23 protein-coding genes are annotated in these 21615 nt (G+C 41.9%); all 23 read left to right on the plus strand.

Features of this window, described 5'->3' with window-relative positions:
• The first annotated feature begins 26 nt into the window (after nt 1-26).
• The 23 genes from C1G53_RS04435 to C1G53_RS13150 all read left to right on the plus strand — a co-directional run bounded on the left by C1G53_RS04435 (nt 27) and on the right by C1G53_RS13150 (nt 21570).
• Nucleotides 27-365, plus strand: coding sequence for a zinc ribbon domain-containing protein YjdM (locus tag C1G53_RS04435; protein WP_105117831.1), 339 nt, complete (start codon nt 27-29; stop codon nt 363-365).
• A gap of 48 nt (nt 366-413) precedes the next feature.
• Complete coding sequence (locus tag C1G53_RS04440; RefSeq protein ID WP_105117832.1) at nt 414-1049, plus strand: Pr6Pr family membrane protein; 636 nt, start codon at nt 414-416, stop codon at nt 1047-1049.
• A 216-nt stretch (nt 1050-1265) separates the two neighbouring features.
• Entirely contained in the window at nt 1266-1787 is a 522-nt protein-coding gene (gene pyrR, locus C1G53_RS04445; protein ID WP_105117833.1) for a bifunctional pyr operon transcriptional regulator/uracil phosphoribosyltransferase PyrR, read from the plus strand.
• Nucleotides 1788-1842: 55 nt separating this feature from the next.
• Nucleotides 1843-2766 carry an aspartate carbamoyltransferase catalytic subunit gene (locus C1G53_RS04450; RefSeq protein WP_105117834.1) on the plus strand — a complete coding sequence of 308 codons (924 nt, stop codon included), beginning with the start codon at nt 1843-1845 and terminating at the stop codon, nt 2764-2766.
• A 489-nt stretch (nt 2767-3255) separates the two neighbouring features.
• Nucleotides 3256-4332: a carbamoyl phosphate synthase small subunit gene (locus tag C1G53_RS04455; RefSeq protein ID WP_105117835.1), complete on the plus strand. Its 1077-nt coding sequence runs from the start codon at nt 3256-3258 to the stop codon at nt 4330-4332.
• A 528-nt stretch (nt 4333-4860) separates the two neighbouring features.
• Nucleotides 4861-8040, plus strand: coding sequence for a carbamoyl-phosphate synthase large subunit (carB, locus tag C1G53_RS04460; protein WP_105118119.1), 3180 nt, complete (start codon nt 4861-4863; stop codon nt 8038-8040).
• A 109-nt stretch (nt 8041-8149) separates the two neighbouring features.
• Nucleotides 8150-8599, plus strand: coding sequence for a hypothetical protein (locus tag C1G53_RS04465; protein ID WP_105117836.1), 450 nt, complete (start codon nt 8150-8152; stop codon nt 8597-8599).
• On the plus strand, nt 8596-8859 hold the full coding sequence (locus tag C1G53_RS04470; RefSeq protein WP_105117837.1) for a hypothetical protein: 264 nt from the start codon (nt 8596-8598) through the stop codon (nt 8857-8859). Before C1G53_RS04465 ends, C1G53_RS04470 begins: the two co-directional genes overlap by 4 nt.
• Nucleotides 8860-8984: 125 nt before the next feature.
• A complete protein-coding gene (locus C1G53_RS04475; RefSeq protein ID WP_105117838.1) occupies nt 8985-9671 on the plus strand; it encodes a hypothetical protein in 687 nt (228 codons plus the stop codon).
• A 197-nt stretch (nt 9672-9868) separates the two neighbouring features.
• Nucleotides 9869-10729 carry a DUF6572 domain-containing protein gene (locus tag C1G53_RS04480; protein WP_202821172.1) on the plus strand — a complete coding sequence of 287 codons (861 nt, stop codon included), beginning with the start codon at nt 9869-9871 and terminating at the stop codon, nt 10727-10729.
• Nucleotides 10730-11085: 356 nt separating this feature from the next.
• Nucleotides 11086-11760, plus strand: a complete 675-nt coding sequence (locus C1G53_RS04485; protein ID WP_105117840.1) for a hypothetical protein — start codon at nt 11086-11088, stop codon at nt 11758-11760.
• 24 nt (nt 11761-11784) lie between these two features.
• Nucleotides 11785-12261, plus strand: a complete 477-nt coding sequence (locus C1G53_RS13310) for a DUF4176 domain-containing protein (RefSeq protein ID WP_238139104.1) — start codon at nt 11785-11787, stop codon at nt 12259-12261.
• Between the two features lie 6 nt (nt 12262-12267).
• On the plus strand, nt 12268-13140 hold the full coding sequence (locus C1G53_RS04495) for a hypothetical protein (protein ID WP_105117841.1): 873 nt from the start codon (nt 12268-12270) through the stop codon (nt 13138-13140).
• A gap of 96 nt (nt 13141-13236) precedes the next feature.
• Nucleotides 13237-13911, plus strand: a complete 675-nt coding sequence (locus C1G53_RS04500; RefSeq protein ID WP_105117842.1) for a hypothetical protein — start codon at nt 13237-13239, stop codon at nt 13909-13911.
• Between the two features lie 135 nt (nt 13912-14046).
• The gene (locus C1G53_RS04505) at nt 14047-14835 is read left to right on the plus strand and encodes a class I SAM-dependent methyltransferase (protein ID WP_105117843.1); all 789 of its coding nucleotides are present in this window, start codon (nt 14047-14049) and stop codon (nt 14833-14835) included.
• The gene (gene pcp / locus C1G53_RS04510) at nt 14810-15457 is read left to right on the plus strand and encodes a pyroglutamyl-peptidase I (protein ID WP_105117844.1); all 648 of its coding nucleotides are present in this window, start codon (nt 14810-14812) and stop codon (nt 15455-15457) included. The genes C1G53_RS04505 and pcp overlap by 26 nt, the downstream gene beginning before the upstream one ends.
• Complete coding sequence (locus C1G53_RS04515; protein WP_105117845.1) at nt 15457-15765, plus strand: DUF4298 domain-containing protein; 309 nt, start codon at nt 15457-15459, stop codon at nt 15763-15765. The genes pcp and C1G53_RS04515 overlap by 1 nt, the downstream gene beginning before the upstream one ends.
• Before the next feature lie 210 nt (nt 15766-15975).
• Nucleotides 15976-17310 (plus strand): methylenetetrahydrofolate--tRNA-(uracil(54)-C(5))-methyltransferase (FADH(2)-oxidizing) TrmFO, encoded by a 1335-nt coding sequence (gene trmFO / locus C1G53_RS04520; RefSeq protein WP_105117846.1) that lies wholly within the window; start codon nt 15976-15978, stop codon nt 17308-17310.
• A 76-nt stretch (nt 17311-17386) separates the two neighbouring features.
• Nucleotides 17387-18415 carry a DNA glycosylase AlkZ-like family protein gene (locus C1G53_RS04525; RefSeq protein WP_105117847.1) on the plus strand — a complete coding sequence of 343 codons (1029 nt, stop codon included), beginning with the start codon at nt 17387-17389 and terminating at the stop codon, nt 18413-18415.
• Between the two features lie 91 nt (nt 18416-18506).
• The gene (locus C1G53_RS04530) at nt 18507-19331 is read left to right on the plus strand and encodes an alpha/beta hydrolase (RefSeq protein WP_105117848.1); all 825 of its coding nucleotides are present in this window, start codon (nt 18507-18509) and stop codon (nt 19329-19331) included.
• Nucleotides 19332-19358: 27 nt separating this feature from the next.
• Nucleotides 19359-20105: an esterase family protein gene (locus tag C1G53_RS04535; protein ID WP_105111804.1), complete on the plus strand. Its 747-nt coding sequence runs from the start codon at nt 19359-19361 to the stop codon at nt 20103-20105.
• A gap of 19 nt (nt 20106-20124) precedes the next feature.
• A complete protein-coding gene (locus tag C1G53_RS04540; RefSeq protein ID WP_105117849.1) occupies nt 20125-21291 on the plus strand; it encodes an ATP-grasp domain-containing protein in 1167 nt (388 codons plus the stop codon).
• A gap of 138 nt (nt 21292-21429) precedes the next feature.
• Nucleotides 21430-21570 (plus strand): hypothetical protein, encoded by a 141-nt coding sequence (locus tag C1G53_RS13150; protein WP_105117850.1) that lies wholly within the window; start codon nt 21430-21432, stop codon nt 21568-21570.
• The last annotated feature ends 45 nt before the right edge of the window (nt 21571-21615 follow it).

Below are 21615 nucleotides of genomic sequence, written 5' to 3' on the forward strand. Positions count from 1 at the left end.
TAAAAATGTAAGGAGTATGAAAAAATATGGAAACTTTACCAAATTGTCCAAAATGTCATTCTGAGTATGTCTATGAAGACGGCGCCCTTTTGGTCTGCCCTGAGTGTGCTTATGAGTGGAACCCAGCGGATCTAGCTGAGGAAGAAAGTGGACCTGTTGCAATTGATGCGAACGGTAATCGTTTGGCGGATGGCGACACGGTAACTCTGATTAAGGACTTGAAAGTCAAGGGTGCGCCTAAAGACTTGAAACAAGGTACACGCGTGAAAGGTATCCGTATCGTTGAGGGTGACCACAATATTGACTGTAAAATCGATGGTTTTGGTGCCATGAAGTTAAAATCAGAATTTGTGAAAAAAATCTAAGAGAAAGGACTGGTCAATCCAGTCTTTTGTCGTCTTTGAAAGGATAATATGAAGAGTCAAACTATTTTATTCTATAGTCGGTGCTTGTTGGCAGTTTTGGCTATTACAGGAACGGTCTTGGAGATTGTAAAGTACGGTATCGGTATGCTTATGTACTATACGGTGCTTTCAAACCTCTTGGTATCTGTCTTTGCGGTTTATATGGTGCTTGCCATGAAGAAGGGTGAGGATTTACAGGCTCCTCGTTTTCTTCGTATAAAGGCTGCGGTAACCATGTCTATTATGATTACCTGTGTGGTCTATCACTTGATGTTGGCACCTCTTGCAGATGATTTTTGGCGAGTGGAAAACATGCTATGCCACTATATTGTTCCGATTTATTTCTTGTTAGATACCCTACTTGTCGACCGTCAGCAACAGTACAAGTGGTTTGACCCGATTTGGTGGACACTTTTGCCAGTTCTCTACATGATTTTTGGGCTTGTTAATGGTCTTTTTATCAAAATTCCTATCCCTGATGCTAAGGACAGTCCCTTTGCCTATTTCTTCCTCAATGTTCCCAAATATGGATGGCCTTATGTACTGACCTATGCAGGCACGATTTTCGTAGCCTATCTGGTTTTTGGATTTGTTTTGACTGGTGTAAAATCCGTTACTGTCCGTCGTGGTCTGCTAAACAAGTAACATTCTCAGCAAAATCCGAAGATTGTCAATTTTTTTACTGTAAGAATTTGTCTAGGTAGAAAAATTGTGCTATACTTTGCTTAATCAATCCTTTAAATCCTGTCCAGAGAGGCAGACAAGGAGCAACGTGTTAAGCAGGTTAGTCTATATACTAGCCTATATTTTCATAGTCTCCTTGAAAAAGGGGACTTTTTTCTATATTTTTTGGAGGTCTTTATGAAGACAAAAGAAATCGTTGACGATATGACCATGAAACGGGCCATCACCCGTATCACCTATGAAATTATCGAGCGGAACAAAAATTTGGATAATATTGTTCTGGCAGGTATAAAAACCCGTGGGGTATTTATTGCCAAGCGTATTCAGGAAAGGCTGAAACAGTTAGAGGGGATTGATGTTCCACTGGGTGAACTGGATACCAAGCCTTTCCGTGATGATGTAAAAGTCGAAGAAGATACGACAAACATGACTGCTGATGTGAATGACCGTGATGTTATTTTGGTAGATGATGTGCTTTATACTGGGCGAACCATTCGTGCGGCTATTGACAACGTAGTTTCCTTGGGGCGACCAGCTCGCGTTAGTCTGGCTGTGCTAGTTGACCGTGGGCACAGGGAGTTACCTATTCGAGCGGACTATGTTGGGAAGAACATTCCGACTAGCCGTTCGGAAGAAATCATCGTTCACATGGCTGAAATCGATGGTCAGGATTCTGTCCTCCTAGTCGAGGGAGCTTAGTCGTTTATTTTTCAACTCAATATTCTACATCTATATCATAAAGGCAGGTATCGTCATGACAATTACAAATGGTAAAGTTTCACTCAAACACTTGGTTACTATGGAAACTCTTTCAAATGAGGAAGTGCTCGGGCTTATTCAGAGAGGAATTGCTTTCAAAAATGGGGAGCGGGTAGAGTTGGATAGGAAGTATTATGCTTCCAACCTATTCTTTGAGGATTCGACTAGGACCCACAAGTCTTTTGAAATGGCAGAGCTTCGTTTGGATATGGGTATGATTGACTTTGATGCGCGTACCAGTTCGGTCAATAAGGGTGAAACCTTGTATGATACAATTTTGACCATGTCAGCCTTGGGGGTCGACATCTGTGTCATTCGTCACTCTGAAGTAGATTACTACAAGCAGTTGATTGATAGCCCTACCATTCAGACTTCTATTGTCAATGGTGGTGACGGTTCTGGGCAACACCCAAGCCAATCCTTGCTTGACTTGATGACTATATATGAAGAATTTGGAACCTTTGAGGGCTTGAAGATTGCCATTGCTGGTGATATTACACACTCACGGGTTGCCAAGTCCAATATGCAAATTTTGAAGCGTTTGGGCGCTGAAATTTACTTTGCTGGACCAGAAGAGTGGTATGCAGAGGAATTTGATGTTTATGGTCAACATTTGAATATTGATGATATTGTTGAGAAAGTAGATGTCTTGATGTTGCTTCGTGTGCAACACGAGCGCCATGATGGTGATGGTGGTTTTTCGAAAGAAACCTACAATCGCCTTCATGGTTTGACAGAGGAACGTTACAAACGTTTGAAAGATAGGGCTATTGTCATGCACCCAGCCCCTGTCAATCGTGATGTAGAAATTGATGACCATTTAGTAGAGGCACCAAAATCACGCATCGTCCGACAAATGCAGAATGGTGTATTTGTCCGGATGGCGATTTTGGAAGCCATTGTTAATGGTAAGGCTTAAGAATTTATTAGACTTATCTTACTTAATGTCGCCAATAGAGGCGACGAATAGAAAGGCAAGGGACTGGTCAATGGTTGCAAGCAACTCATTTCCCTACGCCTGCCTCTATGGAGGTCAGGCTATTCCTTGCACTAGCTCGAAAATGGATTATTATCGAATCCATTTTCTCACGTCGGTCAGAGCAAGTCGGACTACATGCAAGGCATGTGTCCTTCTACGCAAAGTCCTATGGGACCTTTGCTACCTCTGACACTAGCCGTAAGGTTTACCTAATATCGAGCTAAACCTTACGGCGTCGGACTTATCTTATTTAATGTCGCTCAGAGAGGCGACGAATAGAAAGGAGAAGGGGTGTTCTGTTGCTCGGATTTGTAACTGAATTCGGGCTACGGACTGGGTCAAAAAGATAGTTTTTCCTCGAACGCAAACGTTCTTGGTCAAACTCCTATTTTGACTGTGTCCGTTTAACGCCCTTAATATCTTATTATTATGTCAAAAAGACGTTTAATTTTGGAAGATGGTACTATTTTTGAAGGTGAGGCCTTTGGTGCTGATATTGATGTGACTGGTGAGTTGGTTTTCTCGACTGGAATGACTGGTTATCAGGAATCAATCACAGACCAGTCCTATAATGGTCAGATTTTAACCTTTACCTATCCTTTAGTTGGAAATTACGGGATCAATCGAGATGATTATGAATCCATTAATCCGACCTGTAAGGGGGTTGTGGTTAGTGAATGGGCTCGTAGGGCAAGTAACTGGCGTAACCAGATGACTTTGGATGAATTTTTAAAGGCTAAGAAAATTCCAGCTATTTCTGGAATTGATACACGCGCCTTGACTAAAATTATTCGCAAACACGGTACCATGAAGGCCACCTTAGCAAATGTTGGTGATTCCGTTGAGCATTTGACGGATCAGCTGAGGGCGACCGTTTTGCCAACCAACAACATCCAGCAAGTATCTACCAAAACAGCCTATCCTGCGCCTGGAATTGGCCGTAGTGTTGTGCTGGTTGATTTTGGCTTGAAACATTCGATTCTTCGTGAATTAGCAAAACGCGATTGCAATGTGACGGTTGTTCCTTACGATACGACAGCAGAAGAAATATTGGCTCTTAATCCAGACGGTGTCATGCTGTCAAACGGTCCTGGTAACCCAGATGATGTTCCAGAAGCTTTGGACATGATTCGGGGCATTCTTGGAAAAATTCCAATTTTTGGTATCTGTATGGGGCACCAACTCTTCGCCAAGGCCAATGGTGCTACAACTTACAAGATGAAGTTCGGGCATCGAGGATTTAACCATGCGGTTCGTGAAATTGCGACTGGTCGAGTAGATTTTACCAGTCAGAACCACGGTTATGCTGTTGCTCGTGAAGATTTGCCAGAGTGTTTGATGATTACACATGAGGAAATCAATGACAAATCAGTTGAAGGGGTACGTCACAAGTACCACCCAGGTTTCTCTGTTCAATTCCATCCGGATGCAGCACCTGGTCCACATGATGCTAGCTATCTCTTTGATGAATTTATGGATTTGATGGATGGCTTCCAGGCAAGATAATAAATCTATTGTTTACAATTTAGAAAACACTTTATTGCCGAATGTCAGTTATTTAATGTCAACCTGTGAGTTGACGAATAGAAAGGCAAGGGACAGGTCAATGGTTGCAAGCAACTCATTTCCCTACGCCTGCCTCTATGGAGGTCAGGCTATCCCTTGCACTAGCTAGAAAATGGATTAATGTCGAATCCATTTTCTCACGTCGGTCAGAGCAAGTCGGACTTCATGCTAACGCATGTGTCCTTCTACGCAAAGTCCTATGGGACCTTTGCTAACTCTGACACTAGCCGTAAGGTTTACCTAATATCGAGCTAAACCTTACTGCGTCGGACTTATCTTATTTAATGTCGCTCAGAGAGGCGACGAATAGAAAGGAGAAGATACAGGTTCGAATAAGATTTGATTTTCCTATTCGAACACGCCCTAAGGACTGTGCGAAAAAGATAAACGTCGTCTTGATGCTTGAAGCATCAGCGTCGCGTTTCCTATTTTAGCTTTGTCCTCTTAACGGGCTTTGTATCATACATTATGCCAAAACGTACAGATATTAAGAAAATTATGGTGATTGGGTCTGGTCCGATTATTATCGGTCAGGCTGCGGAGTTTGATTATGCTGGGACTCAGGCTTGTTTGGCTTTGAAGGAAGAAGGTTATAGTGTTGTCTTGGTCAATTCAAACCCTGCGACCATTATGACAGACAAGGAAATAGCAGACAAGGTTTATATTGAGCCGATTACGCTTGAATTTGTCACACGGATTTTACGGAAAGAGCGTCCAGATGCTCTCTTGCCAACTCTTGGTGGTCAGACTGGTCTCAATATGGCCATGGAATTGTCTAAGGCTGGTATTTTAGATGAGCTTGGAGTTGAGTTGTTGGGAACTAAACTGTCTGCAATTGATCAGGCAGAGGACCGCGACCTCTTCAAACAACTCATGGAAGACCTCGAGCAACCCATTCCTGAATCAACCATTGTGACGACAGTTGACGAGGCTTTGGCATTTGCTAAGGAGATTGGTTATCCTGTCATTGTTCGTCCAGCCTTCACGCTGGGTGGTACTGGCGGTGGTATGTGTGCCAATGAAGAAGAACTGCGTGAAATTGCGGAAAATGGTCTGAAATTGTCGCCAGTAACCCAGTGTTTGATTGAGCGTTCCATTGCAGGTTTCAAGGAAATCGAATACGAAGTCATGCGTGATGCAGCTGACAATGCCTTGGTCGTATGTAACATGGAAAACTTTGATCCTGTAGGAATTCATACAGGGGATTCTATCGTATTTGCCCCAACACAAACACTTTCGGATATTGAAAACCAGATGCTGCGTGATGCCAGCCTCAGCATTATTCGTGCCCTCAAAATCGAAGGTGGCTGTAATGTGCAGTTGGCGCTGGATCCACATAGTTTCAAATACTATGTCATCGAAGTAAACCCACGGGTTTCTCGTTCATCTGCCTTGGCATCGAAAGCGACAGGTTATCCTATTGCCAAATTGGCAGCAAAAATTGCGGTTGGCTTGACCTTGGATGAAATGGTGAACCCTGTTACTGGAACAACCTATGCCATGTTTGAACCTGCTCTTGACTACGTTGTGGCAAAAATTCCACGTTTCCCATTTGATAAGTTTGAAAAAGGGGAGCGCCGCCTTGGAACGCAGATGAAGGCAACTGGCGAGGTCATGGCCATCGGTCGTAACATTGAAGAAAGCCTACTCAAGGCCTGCCGTTCCTTGGAAATCGGTGTCTATCACAATGAAATGCCTGAACTCAGTCAAGTGACAGATGATGAATTGGTTGAAAAGATTGTCAAGGCTCAAGATGACCGACTCTTCTATCTCTCTGAAGCCCTTCGCCGTGGCTATACAGTAGAAGAATTGGCTCAGTTGACCAAAATTGATGTCTTCTTCCTCGACAAGCTATTACACATCTTGGAAATCGAACAGGAATTGGCAATCAATCACGATAATATCAACTTATTGAAAAAAGCCAAGAAATACGGATTTGCAGACCGCAAGATTGCAGAACTCTGGGGCAGAACTGAATCCTACATCCGTCAACTGAGAACAGACCACAAGATTGTACCCGTTTACAAGATGGTGGACACTTGTGCGGCTGAGTTCGAAAGTTCAACACCTTATTTCTATTCAACTTATGAGTGGGAAAATGAGTCAATCCGTTCGGAAAAAGAATCTGTTTTGGTGCTTGGTTCTGGACCAATTCGTATCGGTCAGGGTGTGGAGTTTGACTATGCGACGGTGCATTCTGTAAAAGCTATTCAGGCCGCTGGCTACGAAGCCATCATTATGAACTCAAACCCTGAAACGGTGTCAACAGACTTCTCGGTTTCGGACAAGCTTTACTTCGAGCCCTTAACCTTGGAAGATGTTTTGAATGTGATTGACCTTGAGAAACCAAAAGGGGTTATCGTTCAGTTCGGTGGCCAGACGGCCATCAATTTGGCAGAGCCATTGGCCAAAGCAGGCATTCCAATCTTGGGGACACAAGTGGAAGACTTGGACCGAGCAGAAGACAGGGATTTGTTTGAAAAATCCCTGAAAGACCTAGGTATTCCACAGCCACCAGGCCAAACCGCAACCAATGAAGAGGAAGCTCTAGAAGCGGCCCGCAAAATTGGGTTCCCGGTGCTTGTTCGTCCCTCTTATGTCTTGGGCGGTCGTGCAATGGAGATTGTCGAAAATGAAGCAGACTTACGTTCCTATATGAGAACGGCGGTCAAGGCTTCGCCAGAACATCCTGTTTTGGTGGATTCTTATATCGTCGGTCGTGAGTGTGAGGTTGATGCTATTTCAGATGGTAAGGATGTCTTGATTCCAGGGATTATGGAGCATATCGAGCGCGCAGGGGTTCACTCAGGTGACTCTATGGCAGTTTATCCCCCACAAACCTTGTCTAAAGAGGTACAGGCGACTATTGCAGACTGCACTAAACGATTGGCAATCGGTCTTAACTGCATCGGTATGATGAATATCCAGTTTGTCATCAAGGATGAAACGGTCTATGTCATTGAGGTTAATCCTCGTGCCAGTCGTACGGTGCCATTCTTGTCCAAAGTCACAGACATTCCAATGGCTCAGGTTGCAACCAAATTGATTTTGGGACAAAGCCTTGCGGAACTTGGTTACCAAGACGGTCTTTATCCTGAGAGCAAGCAAGTGCACGTTAAGGCACCAGTATTCTCATTTACAAAATTGGCTAAAGTTGACAGTTTGTTAGGACCAGAGATGAAGTCAACCGGTGAGATTATGGGGTCAGACTTGACGTTGGAAAAAGCACTGTATAAGGCTTTTGAAGCAAGCTATCAACACCTGTCTGAGTATGGTAATGTAGTCTTTACCATTGCGGATGAAGACAAGGAAGAAGCTCTTGGACTTGCCCAACGCTTCCATGAACTAGGCTATGGTCTGCTGGCTACGGCAGGTACAGCTACCTATCTGGCTGATAAGGGACTATCCGTGACAACTGTTGGCAAATTGGGCGATGCTGCTTATCAAGATATTCCAAGTCTTGTTCGAGCAGGTAAGGTTCAGGCGATTATCAATACGGTTGGTAAAAAACGGGTGGCGGATGGTGACGGTCAAGTCATTCGAAGCTCTGCTATTGAAGGAGGAATCCCACTCTTTACAGCCCTTGATACAGCAGAAGCTATGATTAAGGTGTTAGAAAGCCGTAGCTTTATGACACAGGCAATATAAAAGTATAAGCAAATTAGCAAGATTGACGACTTCGCAAGAGGCCGTCTTTTTGATATAATAGAGTTGTAATTATAACTAGTAGGATCGGCAAGGTAAATAAGGGAATAAAATGAAAATAGAAAAAATGACAGTAGAAGAGTTTTTACAACTGAAGAAGGATGCTCAGGTATCCTTGCTTCTATTTATTGTTTTTGGAGTTTTCTTGTTTTCAAGTATGTTTTATATTACAGCGATTGGGGCGAGAACACAAATGTACAATTCACTTGTGACGATGGTGTTTCTATCTGTGTTGATGAGTGCAGTCAGACCCTATGTTTTTTCCAAAAATATCTTAGAGAAAAAACAACCTGAGCTGAAACAGTATTCGACAAAGGGCTACTCAGTTTCTAGTGCCTTTCTAAAAAGGGTTTTTCTAGTTTATTCGGTTGCGATTATTGTGGTTGTATTCGGTTTTGCTTCTGCCTACGTAACTCGGGTTGAGACCATCCTTCCCGATGATACTTTACCAAGTCTGGAACAGAAGTCTATTATTGAATTAGAGCTTGAGGAAAATAAATGACAAAGCAAGAATTACTGAATTTTGTGGAAGCTCATCAATCTGAAATAGGGGCATTTACTATTATGCCAGGAAGAAAATTTGGTGGGCAATTTACTCTGGGCTACTATTTTGATGAGGAATCACAAAAATATAAAGTATATGAGGTGAGTGAGCGTCAAGAATTCTGGGTATGGGATGAATTTGATATGGAATCTGAGGCAATAGATAGACTATATCGAAAAATAGTTTTTAGTTTTAATTTAAATGAAAAGCATATTTAGATTTATCCATCGACTCTCTTGGAATTGTAGAGGGCTCTGTTAAGGGACTCCAAAGCCAACTTTCTCACATTGAAGTCTCAAGCCCAAGCCAAAATCAGCTCAACGCTCGTCAGGGTCAGGACTTTGTGGACTTACAAACGGTTGAGTTTGGTAAAATCGCCAGCAAGGTCGAGAATAACATCACGATCAAGATGACGGTTGATGGCGTTGAGCAGAAGATACGAGTTGATGCGATTGGCTTTGATGAGGCAGGCAACATCCGCATTCAGGAATACACAACTGCCCAGAATGGTTTGAAAATCAGTCGTCAGAACCTCTTGGAAGACCTGTCCAAGTACGGCGGCACCATTGTCGGCGCAGGCAAGGGCGACTTTGTCGGCGGTGTTGAGATACCTAAGGGCACACGGATTGATGTCGTGTCGCAGAAGACGGGGAATGTGACGATAGGCTCATCGAATACCGTCTATTCTATACATGACTTTAAAGCTGAGATGGAGCAATTGCCTCATATCAATCTTTCAAAACAGGTTGAAGATGGCTTGGTTAGTACGAAGAACGGGAGCCGTCCGTCACCTCACCATGTTTATTCAGTAGAAGAAATTGCAACTCATCTTGCTATGTTCGATGATGGAGCGGTGAAAGTTATGAGCTTTGAATCATATGATTATGGGGTGCAAAATTATGGTGCGACGATAGGCCATCCTGACGGTCATTATGTAATGCCTAAATTTGTTTATGAAAAAGCTGTAAGGGCATCTAATGGTAATCCAAGAGTTCTAGAGGAACTATTGGGATTAGAACAGGGGTACTAGGAGATAATCCAGTTGTTATTGATATTCAGCGCTAAAAAAACCTCCGGATGCCTTCTGGTAACGAGCCTGGAGCTTGGCAAGGTTTGTGGGAACCTGGAGGCTACACACAGGGAGGGATTCCTGAGGCAGTGATTGATCAACTTAGTGAGTCGGATTATACAATAGACGAAGTATTCAAATAGAAAGGTCAGATATATATGAAAGTGTTACGAGGGACTGACTTTATAATATATGAATTAAATGGGCAATATAGCATTAATTGGTATCGTGGGCGAGAACGATTCTCTTATCCAATAGATGAAGATTTAGTAAAAAAAGCTCTGTTAACATCTAAAGACGGGAAAGAGGTCATGTTTTATGTAGAGCATGGGCGCTGGCCAGAAGAGGATGAGTTAGAGCATTATAATGAATCTAACGTAATTACACATAGAGGGAATAATTTTATTGTCTATGAAGAAAATGGCAAATATGAGATGCACTTTATGACTGGCGGATTTCAAGACCGAGAGGTCATCTATCCTATTTCTAAAGAACTTATGGAAAGAGCTTTTGAGTCGCCTCAAGATGCCTATGAAGTAAAAATTTACTTAATGACAGGCCATTGGCCAGATAAGAGTCAAGACGAATTGGATAGAAATTTCTTAAGACAGTTTCCAGAGCAAATTCTTAAGACCCCGACTATTTCAAAGACTCTCTTTTCAGAGTATGAGTTTACGAAATTATTGAAACAAGCAATTGAAACAGTATTACAGACTAGTAAAATTGACAGCTTAGGAATAGTTGAAGAACATTTGGAACTCTTGCTTCTAGACCCAATCAAGTGGCAGGAAGAAACAGAAATTATTCATTTACAGTTATTGCAAGAAAAGCTGAACAACTACATCCACTTTATCGAAAGTAAGCAGTATGTGGACAGCTACGGGGATGACTTTACAGAAAAAGTTATCAATCTTACTTTCCAGTATGCTCCGTCGGATAACGGTCTTGCTTTCCTTGTGCAAGTTCAAAAAGTTCTACAGCCGACAGATATTCGTTTGAAGGTTGTTGTGCCAGAGTAGAGTTTTAAGTCCAGACAGGGTTACCTTGTCTGGATTTTTTGGTATAATGGGAAGGTAGATTTTTCCTTGATACATAAGAAGCTAAGCTATACTAGGTCTAAAGCGGAGCTGGAGGATGAGATGGAACTAGAAATGCTTTACTTTATTTCTGTTTCGAAACGATGTGAGCAGCTATGCTATTTTTCAAAAACCTCAAGAAAGGTATAAAGCCATCTGGTGTGGTGGATGACCAGATCTGGTCCAACTCCCGCTTCAAGCTGCCGCAGGTTATGTGTTTGGAGGTATAGTGAATACACTATACGATGGTTTAGTACGTAATGATTTGGAAGGGGATAACTGGGCTTTATGGTGAGTATATGTTTTTAAGAAAAATTATTTATATTGGTGAGTCTGAAAATGGTGCAGTTTATTTTGATACGGAGAGGAAATTAGCTCTGTCAGCTCCCAAAAGTCAACTGCTCAATACAGAAGGAGCGGGTAAGGTTAACCGCTTTATCCCTCTATTGGTGGGTTTTCTTATCGTAGGCGGTGGGACTAGTTTTTTTACGGTTGCCAACCCATTTGGAGGTCGTTATAGCTATGGAACTTTGATTTTTTTAGGGTTTGCTTGGCTCTTTGAATTTATTGGTATGGTATGGCTTTTAGAGAGAGCACTTTATAAAAATGTTCAACAAGCACAACCTACCAACCGACAGAACTTTAGGGTAGCAGTTTATAATAATCTAATCTGGCGTAATTTTAGTGATAAAAAGGTGACAACTGGTAAAATAGTAGTTTGTTGGCTTTTTGTATCGATGATATTTTTAGTAAATATTGCTTGTTTCCCTATATTTCAAAATACGATTTTGCCGTTAATTTTGAATAGTTCGAGTATTGGTAGTGAAATAATAATGCTATCATTATTGGGGATTATGCCTTTCAGTTTGGTACTTCTAATCTGGCAAAATAATCCAATACGTTTCATGAATCTTGTAGGTAAATACCAAAAGCGAGAGATTAAATGGGGTAAGGAATCCATGGCTAAAGATTAATTTGTAAGTGAAAAGGAATAGAATATGGCTGAAGAAATTTTGCCGTTAGGCAGTGTCGTTACATTAAGAAATGGAGATGGCACAGAGTTGGTAATTATTGCAAGAGCAAGTATAGTCGTTGAAAATGATGAAGAAATCTATTATGACTATGGTGCGGTTTTGATTCCTCAAGGAATGATGACTCCTGACAATGTTTTCTTTTTTAATAGAGAAAATGTTCAAGAGATTAAATTTAGAGGTTATGAAAATAACGATGAAAAACTATTTTCTAAACAATATAATCAAATGATTGAACATTCTCATACCCCAAAGGAACTGTTTAGTTTACAAGTTGTTAGCCATAAGATCGGAAATGCTAAGTTTTTAGGTAAGGCTGTCAAAGTACTTGATAAGGTCGGAACAGTAATGACTTTTGCCCAAGTCGGATTTGAAGGTATTTCAGGAGGTATCGAAGAATACACTGAATCAAAAGATGTTGGCAAGGCGCTAGGTTTTGGGTGATAGTTTATGAAGAAAAAATCTATTTTTAAAGCCAGTTTTGAAGAGAGTCTCAATCTTGAGGATGATGGATTTTTAAAATTGCAGCAGGATCAACATGATAAAACTGCTAAATATTTTAAAGGTGGAAGGACATCGATGTGGTTTATCATCCGAAGCTTAATTGTAACGCTAATTTGTCCTATTGGATTTAATTTTTCCATGCTAGTTGTTTCCATGATATTTCATGATAGCCAAACTTTAACTATACCAATCGCAGAATCTCCCTCGTTGACGGTGAGTATTTATCTAATCCTTCTCCTAATTTGGCTCTTATTAGTGGTGATCGGAAAGTTTGTTAAACGAATGTACCTTTTTCCTTATCGATATCAATTTCATGCTTTCACATTTATGAATTGGTTTGCATTAGAATTCAATTTAGTATTTAATGACTTCTTGTTACCTGCATTATCATTTTTTGGGGTTATTGCTGTCTATACTTTCATTGGATTTTTGGGCTATTTCATGATTACGATAGAGCTTGGAAACCTTAGAAAACTAATGTACAGAACGGTTAGTGCTCCCAGTTTGATCGATAAAATCGCCAATAAAATTGCTATTTATGGGATGGGAGTCTTAAGTTTGGGCGTCATTGTTAACTTTATTCTGAAAGGAGTGGGAATGAAGTTCGCGACATCAATGACGGCATTGGGTTTTCTGCTTACATGGTTTGTGGGGAATATTGTGATAATGGCAATTACGATTTTCATTGGATTCCCCTACTTCCTTCAGGCTTACTACAAATGGAAATATCCAGAAGAATATCGAGAATGGGAAGGGAAATCCCGTGAAGACTGGTACGGTAAAAGGTATTTGAAAAAACACAAGGAGATATTAGAATAGGATGGTAGAAAAGTGGCAAGAGAATAACAATAAAATTGAAATATTGTATGAACAGTCTAGAAATGCGTCGCCTAAAAAAAGAGGATGGAGCTGGCCATGGTAATGATTTTAAGAACTTTGTTATTCCCTGTTGATAATGGTATGGGAACTGGATTGAGTGGAGATGGATACTCCGCTGAATATGATTTGTGGACTGGTAAAGTTAGATGGCGGAAAGCTGCTGAAGGCTCAATTAGTAAACAACAAGAGCTGACATTCAGACTATTGGTACTATCTTCTATACTTTCTCCAATACTGGTGGCAGGTTTGCTATTATTTAGCAGAAATCTATTTCAGGGGACAAAAATTTTATACATAGATGTAGATAAGTACGCACCAATAATTTTAGGTATTGTTTTATTTTTAGCATTTGAAACTTTGATGCTTGCTATAAGAAGACGCGATCCTATTGTTCAAGTAGAACCAAGTTTAAGAAATCAACATGAGTACTTTGAAAAAATGTTTGACTTTTCAATAAAGAAAAATATTTCAGGAAGAAAAATCCCTCCCTATGTAAGCACATATTTAGCTTCTTTTAGTGCCTTACTATGTATCCCTCTATCTTACTATGTTTACCTAAATCCTGAGAATTTTTCAGACACAAATTATGGTTCCATTGTGACACTTTTAGTGACGAGTGTTTTTGTTTCGTTGCTGCCTAACGTTCTATGGAATCTTATTATTAAGCATATTATTTATTTAAAACTTATTCGTAAAACAAACGGAAAATAACTGGCCTTGCTTTCTTAGTGCAAGTTCAAAAAGCATTACAGTCGACAGATATTCGCTTGAAGGTTGTTGTGCCAGAGTAGAGTTATTTCTACAAAATGAAGACTACATTTTCAGTATTTCTGGTACAATAGACTTATGAAAATAATCGTCACAACCAGTCTTCGAATGAACCATGACCTGATCTTACAGGCTAGGGAAATAGCAGCGCAGCTCAATCTAGACTATCAAGACCGTCGTAAGAGGTCTGTCCGGTCTATTCTAGCAGAAACAGAAGCTGACGCAGTGCTTGTGGTCTATCAGGACCAGCTAGTTTTGGAAGAAAAAAATGGACAACGCTTCTTTTTCCACCCTGACACAGCTATCTTGCGTATCAAGTCTGGAAGGGATCCGCTTTTGGAATTGCTAGGACCTGATAAACATACCGTCCTGGACTGTACCATGGGGCTGGCTTCTGATAGTATTGTCCTAGCTAGTGCGGGTCATCAGGTGACAGCCTTGGAAAGTTCACAGCTTATTCACTTTATGGTGAGCCGAGGTCTGAAAGAGTTTGATAGTGGCAATGACGCGGTTAATCAAGCCATGCGGTCTATTCAGACAATTTGGACAGATAGTTTGACATATTTGAAAGAGCAGGTCGATCTATCAGTTGATATCATTTACCTGGACCCCATGTTTTCGCAAGAGATTACGGAATCGGATAATCTCGACGGACTAAAACCCTTTGCCAATTATTCGGCCCTGTCTGAAGATTTTTTGAAAGAATGCAGGCGTGTGGCCAGAAGAAAAATCATTATCAAGGCTCATTTTAGAGATGAAGTTTTTGAAAAATTCGGCTTTGTACATCATGTCAGACCCAATCAAAAATTTCATTATGGAGAAATCATTTTGGAGGAAAATGATGAAAATTTTAGTAACAGGTTTTGATCCTTTTGGTGGTGAGGCTATCAATCCAGCTTTAGAAACCATCAAGTCCTTACCCCCTACCATAGCAGGCGCAGAGATTATGATTGTCGAAGTTCCGACTGTTTTTGATAAGGCTGCTCGTGTTTTGGAAGAAAAAATGGTAGAATATCAACCTGATGTAGTGCTTTGCATTGGTCAAGCAGGGGGGCGTGTAGATTTGACACCTGAGCGCGTGGCCATTAACCAGGATGACGCTCGCATACCTGACAATGAAGGACAGCAGCCAATTGACAGAACCATCCGTCCAGATGGCCCAGCAGCATATTTTTCAACCCTGCCTATCAAGGCCATGGTCGAAGCCATTCGTTCTGCGGGCATTCCAGCTTCTGTTTCCAATACCGCCGGCACCTTTGTCTGCAACCATCTCATGTATCAAGCCCTATATCTGGCTGAAAAATCCTTTCCTAATACTAAGGCAGGCTTCCTCCATATTCCCTATCTTCCTGAGCAGGTCTTGGACAAGCCAGGTGTTCCGTCCATGTCCCTTGAGGTGATAGTCAAAGGGATAGAAGCGGCCATTTCAGCCATTGTAGCCTATGCGGACAAGGAAGATATCAAAACTGTTGGAGGGGCGACGCATTGATGGATGGAAAATGGCAGAGCAGGCAGCGTGTTGAACAGATGGAAAGTATATTTAATTCCCAAATTCAGCTCGTTTCAGCATTACGAACAATTCTAGAACAGGTTGAAACAAGCCAGCCAGCTTATCTGGAATTACTGGACTATTACCAAAGTTCGACTTTCCTAGAAGATATGGACTTGGCTGATAGAGGGGAATTTAAAAATCTTCCCTGCGGTGTCTTGAGTGAAGATGGTGTCTATAATCTGCTTGTAGATAAAAAAGAATTAGCAGCCAAGCTAAGAGAATGTGCGGCTTTATTGGACGTTTAATGCAATAATGAAAGTCTATGCTAGTTATAGACACAGTTATTTACATAACTTTTATTACGTAAACAAAAACTACCTTCATCTCCATGAGAGTAGTTTTTGTCTTTTCCAGCCATTTTTTGATATACTAGATAGGTTAAAAAATTTAGAAAGGTTCTGTTTTGGGTCATTCCCAAACAGTAGTCAGGTATTCTGGCTAGAGGTATTAGTTTCATGTCTCAAACCCACATTAACGTTATCGGAGCTGGCTTGGCTGGCTCAGAAGCGGCTTATCAGATTGCCAAGCGTGGCATTCCTGTCAAACTCTACGAGATGCGTGGTGTCAAGCCGACGCCCCAGCACAAGACGGACAATTTTGCGGAGTTGGTTTGTTCTAACTCTTTCCGTGGTGATAGTTTGACCAACGCTGTCGGTCTGCTCAAGGAAGAAATGCGTCGCTTGGATTCCATCATCATGCGGGCTGGTGAAGCTCACCGTGTGCCTGCTGGCGGGGCCATGGCCATGGACCGTGAGAATTTCTCCCAAGCGGTTACAGATGAGATTCACAATCACCCACTGATTGAGGTCATTCGTGGCGAGATTACGGACATTCCAGAAGATGCCATCACAGTTATCGCGACGGGGCCTTTGACATCAGACGCCTTGGCAGAGAAGATTCACGCACTGAATGGTGGCGACGGTTTTTACTTCTACGATGCGGCAGCACCGATTGTGGACAGCTCGACCATTAACATGGATTTGGTCTATCTCAAGTCCCGGTATGACAAGGGAGAGGCTGCCTATCTCAATGCTCCGATGAACAAGGAGCAGTTCACCGCTTTCTATGAGGCTTTGATTTCAGCTGAGGAAGCTCCGCTCAATTCCTTTGAAAAAGAAAAATACTTTGAAGGATGTATGCCCATTGAAGTCATGGCCAAACGTGGTATCAAAACCATGCTCTATGGCCCAATGAAGCCAGTTGGTCTGGAATATCCAGAAGATTACAAGGGACCACGTGATGGCGAATACAAGACACCCTACGCAGTTGTCCAGCTCCGTCAGGATAACGCAGCAGGTAGCCTTTACAATATTGTTGGCTTCCAGACTCACCTCAAGTGGGGGGAGCAGAAGCGGGTCTTCCAGATGATTCCAGGGCTTGAAAATGCGGAGTTTGTCCGCTACGGCGTAATGCACCGCAATTCCTACATGGATTCGCCAAACTTATTGGAACAGACCTTTGCGACCAAGAAAAATCCAAATCTATTCTTTGCAGGTCAAATGACAGGAGTAGAAGGCTATGTTGAGTCTGCCGCCTCTGGCTTAGTAGCCGGTATCAATGCTGTTCGTCGCTTCCGAGGCGAAGAACCCGTCATCTTCCCACAGACCACAGCTATCGGAGCTCTGCCATTCTACATCACCCACACGGAAAGCAAGCACTTCCAGCCTATGAATGTTAACTTTGGTATCATCAAGGAACTAGACGGACCGCGGATCCGCGATAAGAAGGAGCGTTATGAGGCAATAGCAGAGCGTTCCCTCAAGGACTTGGAAGAGTTTTTGGGCTACTAAGATAATCAGCTATCCCCAGACACCTCCGGGTGTCTTTTGTGTTATACTGGGATTAGAAGAGCGGAGGAGAAATACGATGCACCACGATACTTGGAAGGGAATTATTCTGCAGAAACAAGGTCTGTTGAAACCCCAGTCTGTTCAGCAAATCTGCCAAAATCTCAATGGTTTGCAGGCTCAGTTTCAGCCCTATGTTCATGTCGGATTTCGTAACCGTATGACAGCGGAGGATTTTCATGAAGGTAGCTGGCAGGAGGAGTTGACACGCCAGTGGTCCATTCGGCGAACGGTTCATGCCTATCTCAAGTCGGAAATTCCCCTCTATATCCACGAGGGGCGGCTGGCCAGCACCGAATACTTAAAGACAGAAGGACGGGACGGGTTTAGCCCACAGACCAAGCAGAAATATCACCAGCTGATTTTAGAAGCCCTTGAGCAAGGTCCTATGAGCCGCGAGGAGCTCAAGGCTCTTTGCCGTGCGGAAAAGATGACGCAGGAAGAGGAGAAGCAGGTCTTCAGCGCTTGGGGCGGCCTTTTTCGCTACATGGTCGAGCGTGGGGAAGTCTATCAGGAGTACGGTGCCAAACGTTTTCACCTTCTGACAGACTTTCAGCCACTTTCACGGGAAAAAGCAGAGCTGGAAATCGCACGGCGGTATTTTTCAGGTTTTGGTCCTGTCAGCTTAGCGGATGCCCGTTATTACTTCAAGGAAAATAAATCTACGGTGCTAGATTGGATGAAACAATTAGATTTGAAAACTATAGAAGTAGCAGGGGAAGAACGTTTTTATCTAGGAAAATTAGAAGAAGCAGAAGTACCAGACTGCCTCTTCATTGCAGGTTTTGACCAACTTTTGCTAGGTTACGAAAAGAAAGCCAATCCCTTCTTTGAGCCCAAGCATATTCGGCAGATTTATACGCTGACAGGCATTGTCAAACCCGTTGTTTTCTACAAGGGACGACTGGTTGCGACCTGGCGGCGAGACAAGGGCAAGATTGAATTGGCTATATTTGAAAATTTGACCAATCGTGAACTGAAAGAACTGGAACGTTACCGTCGAGTCTACGAGGAACGCTTGAAAACTGAGCAAAAATTGTTCGGATAATCCGAAAAATGACGTAAAATAACTAAATTTTCTGAATATTTCAGAAAATCTATGGTATAATACTAAAAACACTGTTTAGAAAGAGATGTCTATGAACAAGTCCTACTTTTATTTGGATATGAAAACCCATGAATTGGAAGTGCCCTTTACTGCTAGAAAACGCCGTGTCCGTGTTTTATTGCCAAAAGGATATGAGGAAGATACGGATAAAACCTACCCTGTTGTCTATTTCCATGACGGGCAAAATGTCTTGTACAGTAAAGAAGCCTTTTCAGGGCATTCTTGGAAAGTCATTCCAACTATCAAGCGAAATCCTGATATTGCAAAGATTATTGTTGTGGCCATTGACAATGATGGTGCCGAACGTATGCACGAATACGCTGCATGGAAGTTTAGCGAGATGGGTATTCCTGGTGTTCAGTTTGGTGGTAAGGGTACGTTATATGCCGAATTTGTTATGGATGTGGTCAAACCTTTTATTGACAATACCTATCGCACCAAGTCTGACAAGAGCCACACAGCCATGATTGGCTCATCACTTGGCGGTAATATCACTCAGTTTATGGGATTGGCTTATCAGGACCAAATTGGCTGTTTGGGAGTATTTTCTTCTGCAAACTGGCTTCATCAAGAAGCTTTTGACCGCTATATTGAGCGACAAGCACTGGATAAAAATCAACGAGTTTATATCTACGTTGGAACAGAAGAAGCAGATGATACCGACAAGACCCTCATGGCAGGTAATATCAAACAGGCCTATATCAATTCCTCGCTGACCTACTATCGTCAATTGATAGCGGGAGGCGTTGATTTGGACAATATCGTCTTGGAAGTTGTTTCTGGTGCCGTCCATAATGAGGAAGCCTGGGCAGCTTATTTGCCAGATTGCTTGCGCTTTTTAAGCGAAAAGTGGTAATGTAAAGAATTAGTTAGGAGAATGAATATGCATGTAGAATTTTTAAGTCACTGGTCTGGCCATCTTGGTCGAGAAATGAATGTGAACAGATATGGTCACGCGGGTATTCCAGTAGTTGTTTTTGCCTCATCAGGCGGTTCGTACAATGAATACGCAGATTTTGGAATGATTGAAGCTTGTCGTGGCTCTATCGAGGCTGGTCATGTTCAATTTTTCACCCTAACCAGTCATGATAAGGAAAGCTGGTTGGCGGATTGGAAATCCATCCATGATAAGGCAGAGGCTCACCGTGCCTATGAGCGTTATGTGATTGAAGAGGCAATTCCGTTTATCAAGCATAAGACAGGTTGGTTTGATGGTATGATGACAACTGGTTGCTCGATGGGAGCTTATCACGCGCTCAATTTCTTCCTCCAGCATCCAGATGTATTTACAAAAGTTATCGCCCTTTCAGGTGTCTATGATGCTCGTTTCTTCAACAACAACCATGATTATGGTCATGATGATGCAGTCTATCAAAACTCACCGTCTGATTACATCTGGAACCAGAATGATGGCTGGTTTATTGATAAATACCGCCAAGCAGACATCATTGTTTGTACAGGTTTGGGCGATTGGGAGCAAGATGGCTTAGACTCATTTTATAATCTAAAACGCGCATTTGAAGAGAAAAATATCCCAGCTTGGTTTGACACCTGGGGCACCGATGTGGCTCACGACTGGGTATGGTGGAGAAAGCAAATGCCATTCTTCCTCCACTCCATCGGACTATAAAAATTAGAAAGGACTGCCTATGAATTATCTCGTTATTTCCCCTTTTTATCCAGAAAATTTCCAACCATTTACCATTGAATTGGCTCAAAAAGAAGGCGTTACCGTTCTAGGTATTGGACAAGAACCTTATGAACAATTACCAGAAGAACTCCGCAATGCTTTGACAGAATATTTCCGTGTGGAAGATTTGGAAAATATCGATGAAGTCAAGCGTGCAGCGGCTTTCTTGATTTACAAACATGGTCCAATTGACCGTGTAGAATCTCATAATGAGCATTGGTTGGAAAATGATGCAGCCCTCCGAGAACAATTTAACATCTTCGGAGCCAAACCCAAACACCTGAAAAAGACTAAATTTAAGTCGGAAATGAAAAAATATTTCAAAAAAGCAGGAGTTCCTGTCGTTCCAGGTGTGGTGGTTAAAACGGAACGCGACTTTGGCAGAGCTTTGAAGAATGTTGGTTTTCCAATGATTGCCAAGCCTGACAATGGTGTCGGTGCATCTGGGACTTTCAAAATCGAAAATAAGGAAGATTTTGATCGATTTGTTGACACTTGGGATAGAAGTACCGTCTATTTCTTAGAAAAATTTGTTAATTCAAGCATCATCACTACTTATGATGGTTTGTTGGACCACGAAGGCAATGTTGTTTTCGAAACAGGCTTAACCTATGTCCACACACCATTGGAGCTTATGTTGTCAAGAAAAGACAACGCCTACTTTATCGAGAAGGAATTAGATCCAAAGTTGGTGGAATATGGCAGAGCTATTATAAAGGCTTTTGGTATGAGAGAGCGCTTCTTCCATATTGAATTTTTCAAGGAAGGTGATGACTATATCGCTATCGAGTACAATAACCGCATGGCAGGTGGCTTTACAGTGGAAGCCTACAATTACGCACATTCTATTGATTTGTTTAAGGATTATGCTAATATTGCGACTGGTGGTACTTTAGAGGATAGAAAATTTGACCCTCAATACTGCTTAGTTGCGACCCGTCGTGATACAACAGACTATGTTCACTCAGCAGATGACATTCATCAGAAATTTGCTGATAAGATTAAGACTGTTAAACGTATGCCAGACGCCTTTGCGGAATTGCAAGGAAATGATGCCTACCTCCTTGTGACAGAGAGCAAGGAAGTGTTGGATGACATGATTGCCTATATTGGTTTAACAAAATAGAATGAATTGAAAGATGCCTAAAATGGTGTCTTTTTTCTTTTCTTACAACCTTGTAAGTTTCTTAATCAGAATTGTAAGAGTGCAGAGGTACAAGATTTTTTATAATAGACTCATAAGAAAACGAAAGAAGGGAATCATATGTCATTCAAATTTTTACAAGCCAAGAAAATGGAAGAAACGCTATTCTCAGAAAAAGAGAGAGCTGAACTCATTGAACAAGCCATGTTCTTGGAAGAGCTCTCCCATGATTTGCAAAGTATGCGATTTATGGCATACTAGAGGGAGACAGAAAAAGTGTTGACCTAGTAAAGAAGTATTATGAAA

This window comes from Streptococcus suis, assembly GCF_002960445.1.
Classification (GTDB): domain Bacteria; phylum Bacillota; class Bacilli; order Lactobacillales; family Streptococcaceae; genus Streptococcus; species Streptococcus hyiners.

Coding starts and splice junctions, on each gene's coding strand:
- C1G53_RS04435 (WP_105117831.1), top strand. CDS start 27: ATGGAAACTTTACCAAATTGTCCAAAATGTCATTCTGAGTATGTCTAT.
- C1G53_RS04515 (WP_105117845.1), top strand. CDS start 15,457: ATGGATGGAAAATGGCAGAGCAGGCAGCGTGTTGAACAGATGGAAAGT.
- carB (WP_105118119.1), top strand. CDS start 4,861: ATGCCAAAACGTACAGATATTAAGAAAATTATGGTGATTGGGTCTGGT.
- C1G53_RS04530 (WP_105117848.1), top strand. CDS start 18,507: ATGAACAAGTCCTACTTTTATTTGGATATGAAAACCCATGAATTGGAA.
- C1G53_RS13310 (WP_238139104.1), top strand. CDS start 11,785: ATGGCTGAAGAAATTTTGCCGTTAGGCAGTGTCGTTACATTAAGAAAT.
- C1G53_RS04455 (WP_105117835.1), top strand. CDS start 3,256: ATGTCAAAAAGACGTTTAATTTTGGAAGATGGTACTATTTTTGAAGGT.
- C1G53_RS04440 (WP_105117832.1), top strand. CDS start 414: ATGAAGAGTCAAACTATTTTATTCTATAGTCGGTGCTTGTTGGCAGTT.
- pyrR (WP_105117833.1), top strand. CDS start 1,266: ATGAAGACAAAAGAAATCGTTGACGATATGACCATGAAACGGGCCATC.
- C1G53_RS04465 (WP_105117836.1), top strand. CDS start 8,150: ATGAAAATAGAAAAAATGACAGTAGAAGAGTTTTTACAACTGAAGAAG.
- pcp (WP_105117844.1), top strand. CDS start 14,810: ATGAAAATTTTAGTAACAGGTTTTGATCCTTTTGGTGGTGAGGCTATC.
- C1G53_RS04450 (WP_105117834.1), top strand. CDS start 1,843: ATGACAATTACAAATGGTAAAGTTTCACTCAAACACTTGGTTACTATG.
- C1G53_RS04500 (WP_105117842.1), top strand. CDS start 13,237: ATGGTAATGATTTTAAGAACTTTGTTATTCCCTGTTGATAATGGTATG.
- C1G53_RS04480 (WP_202821172.1), top strand. CDS start 9,869: ATGAAAGTGTTACGAGGGACTGACTTTATAATATATGAATTAAATGGG.
- trmFO (WP_105117846.1), top strand. CDS start 15,976: ATGTCTCAAACCCACATTAACGTTATCGGAGCTGGCTTGGCTGGCTCA.
- C1G53_RS04535 (WP_105111804.1), top strand. CDS start 19,359: ATGCATGTAGAATTTTTAAGTCACTGGTCTGGCCATCTTGGTCGAGAA.
- C1G53_RS13150 (WP_105117850.1), top strand. CDS start 21,430: ATGTCATTCAAATTTTTACAAGCCAAGAAAATGGAAGAAACGCTATTC.
- C1G53_RS04525 (WP_105117847.1), top strand. CDS start 17,387: ATGCACCACGATACTTGGAAGGGAATTATTCTGCAGAAACAAGGTCTG.
- C1G53_RS04470 (WP_105117837.1), top strand. CDS start 8,596: ATGACAAAGCAAGAATTACTGAATTTTGTGGAAGCTCATCAATCTGAA.
- C1G53_RS04505 (WP_105117843.1), top strand. CDS start 14,047: ATGAAAATAATCGTCACAACCAGTCTTCGAATGAACCATGACCTGATC.
- C1G53_RS04540 (WP_105117849.1), top strand. CDS start 20,125: ATGAATTATCTCGTTATTTCCCCTTTTTATCCAGAAAATTTCCAACCA.
- C1G53_RS04485 (WP_105117840.1), top strand. CDS start 11,086: ATGTTTTTAAGAAAAATTATTTATATTGGTGAGTCTGAAAATGGTGCA.
- C1G53_RS04495 (WP_105117841.1), top strand. CDS start 12,268: ATGAAGAAAAAATCTATTTTTAAAGCCAGTTTTGAAGAGAGTCTCAAT.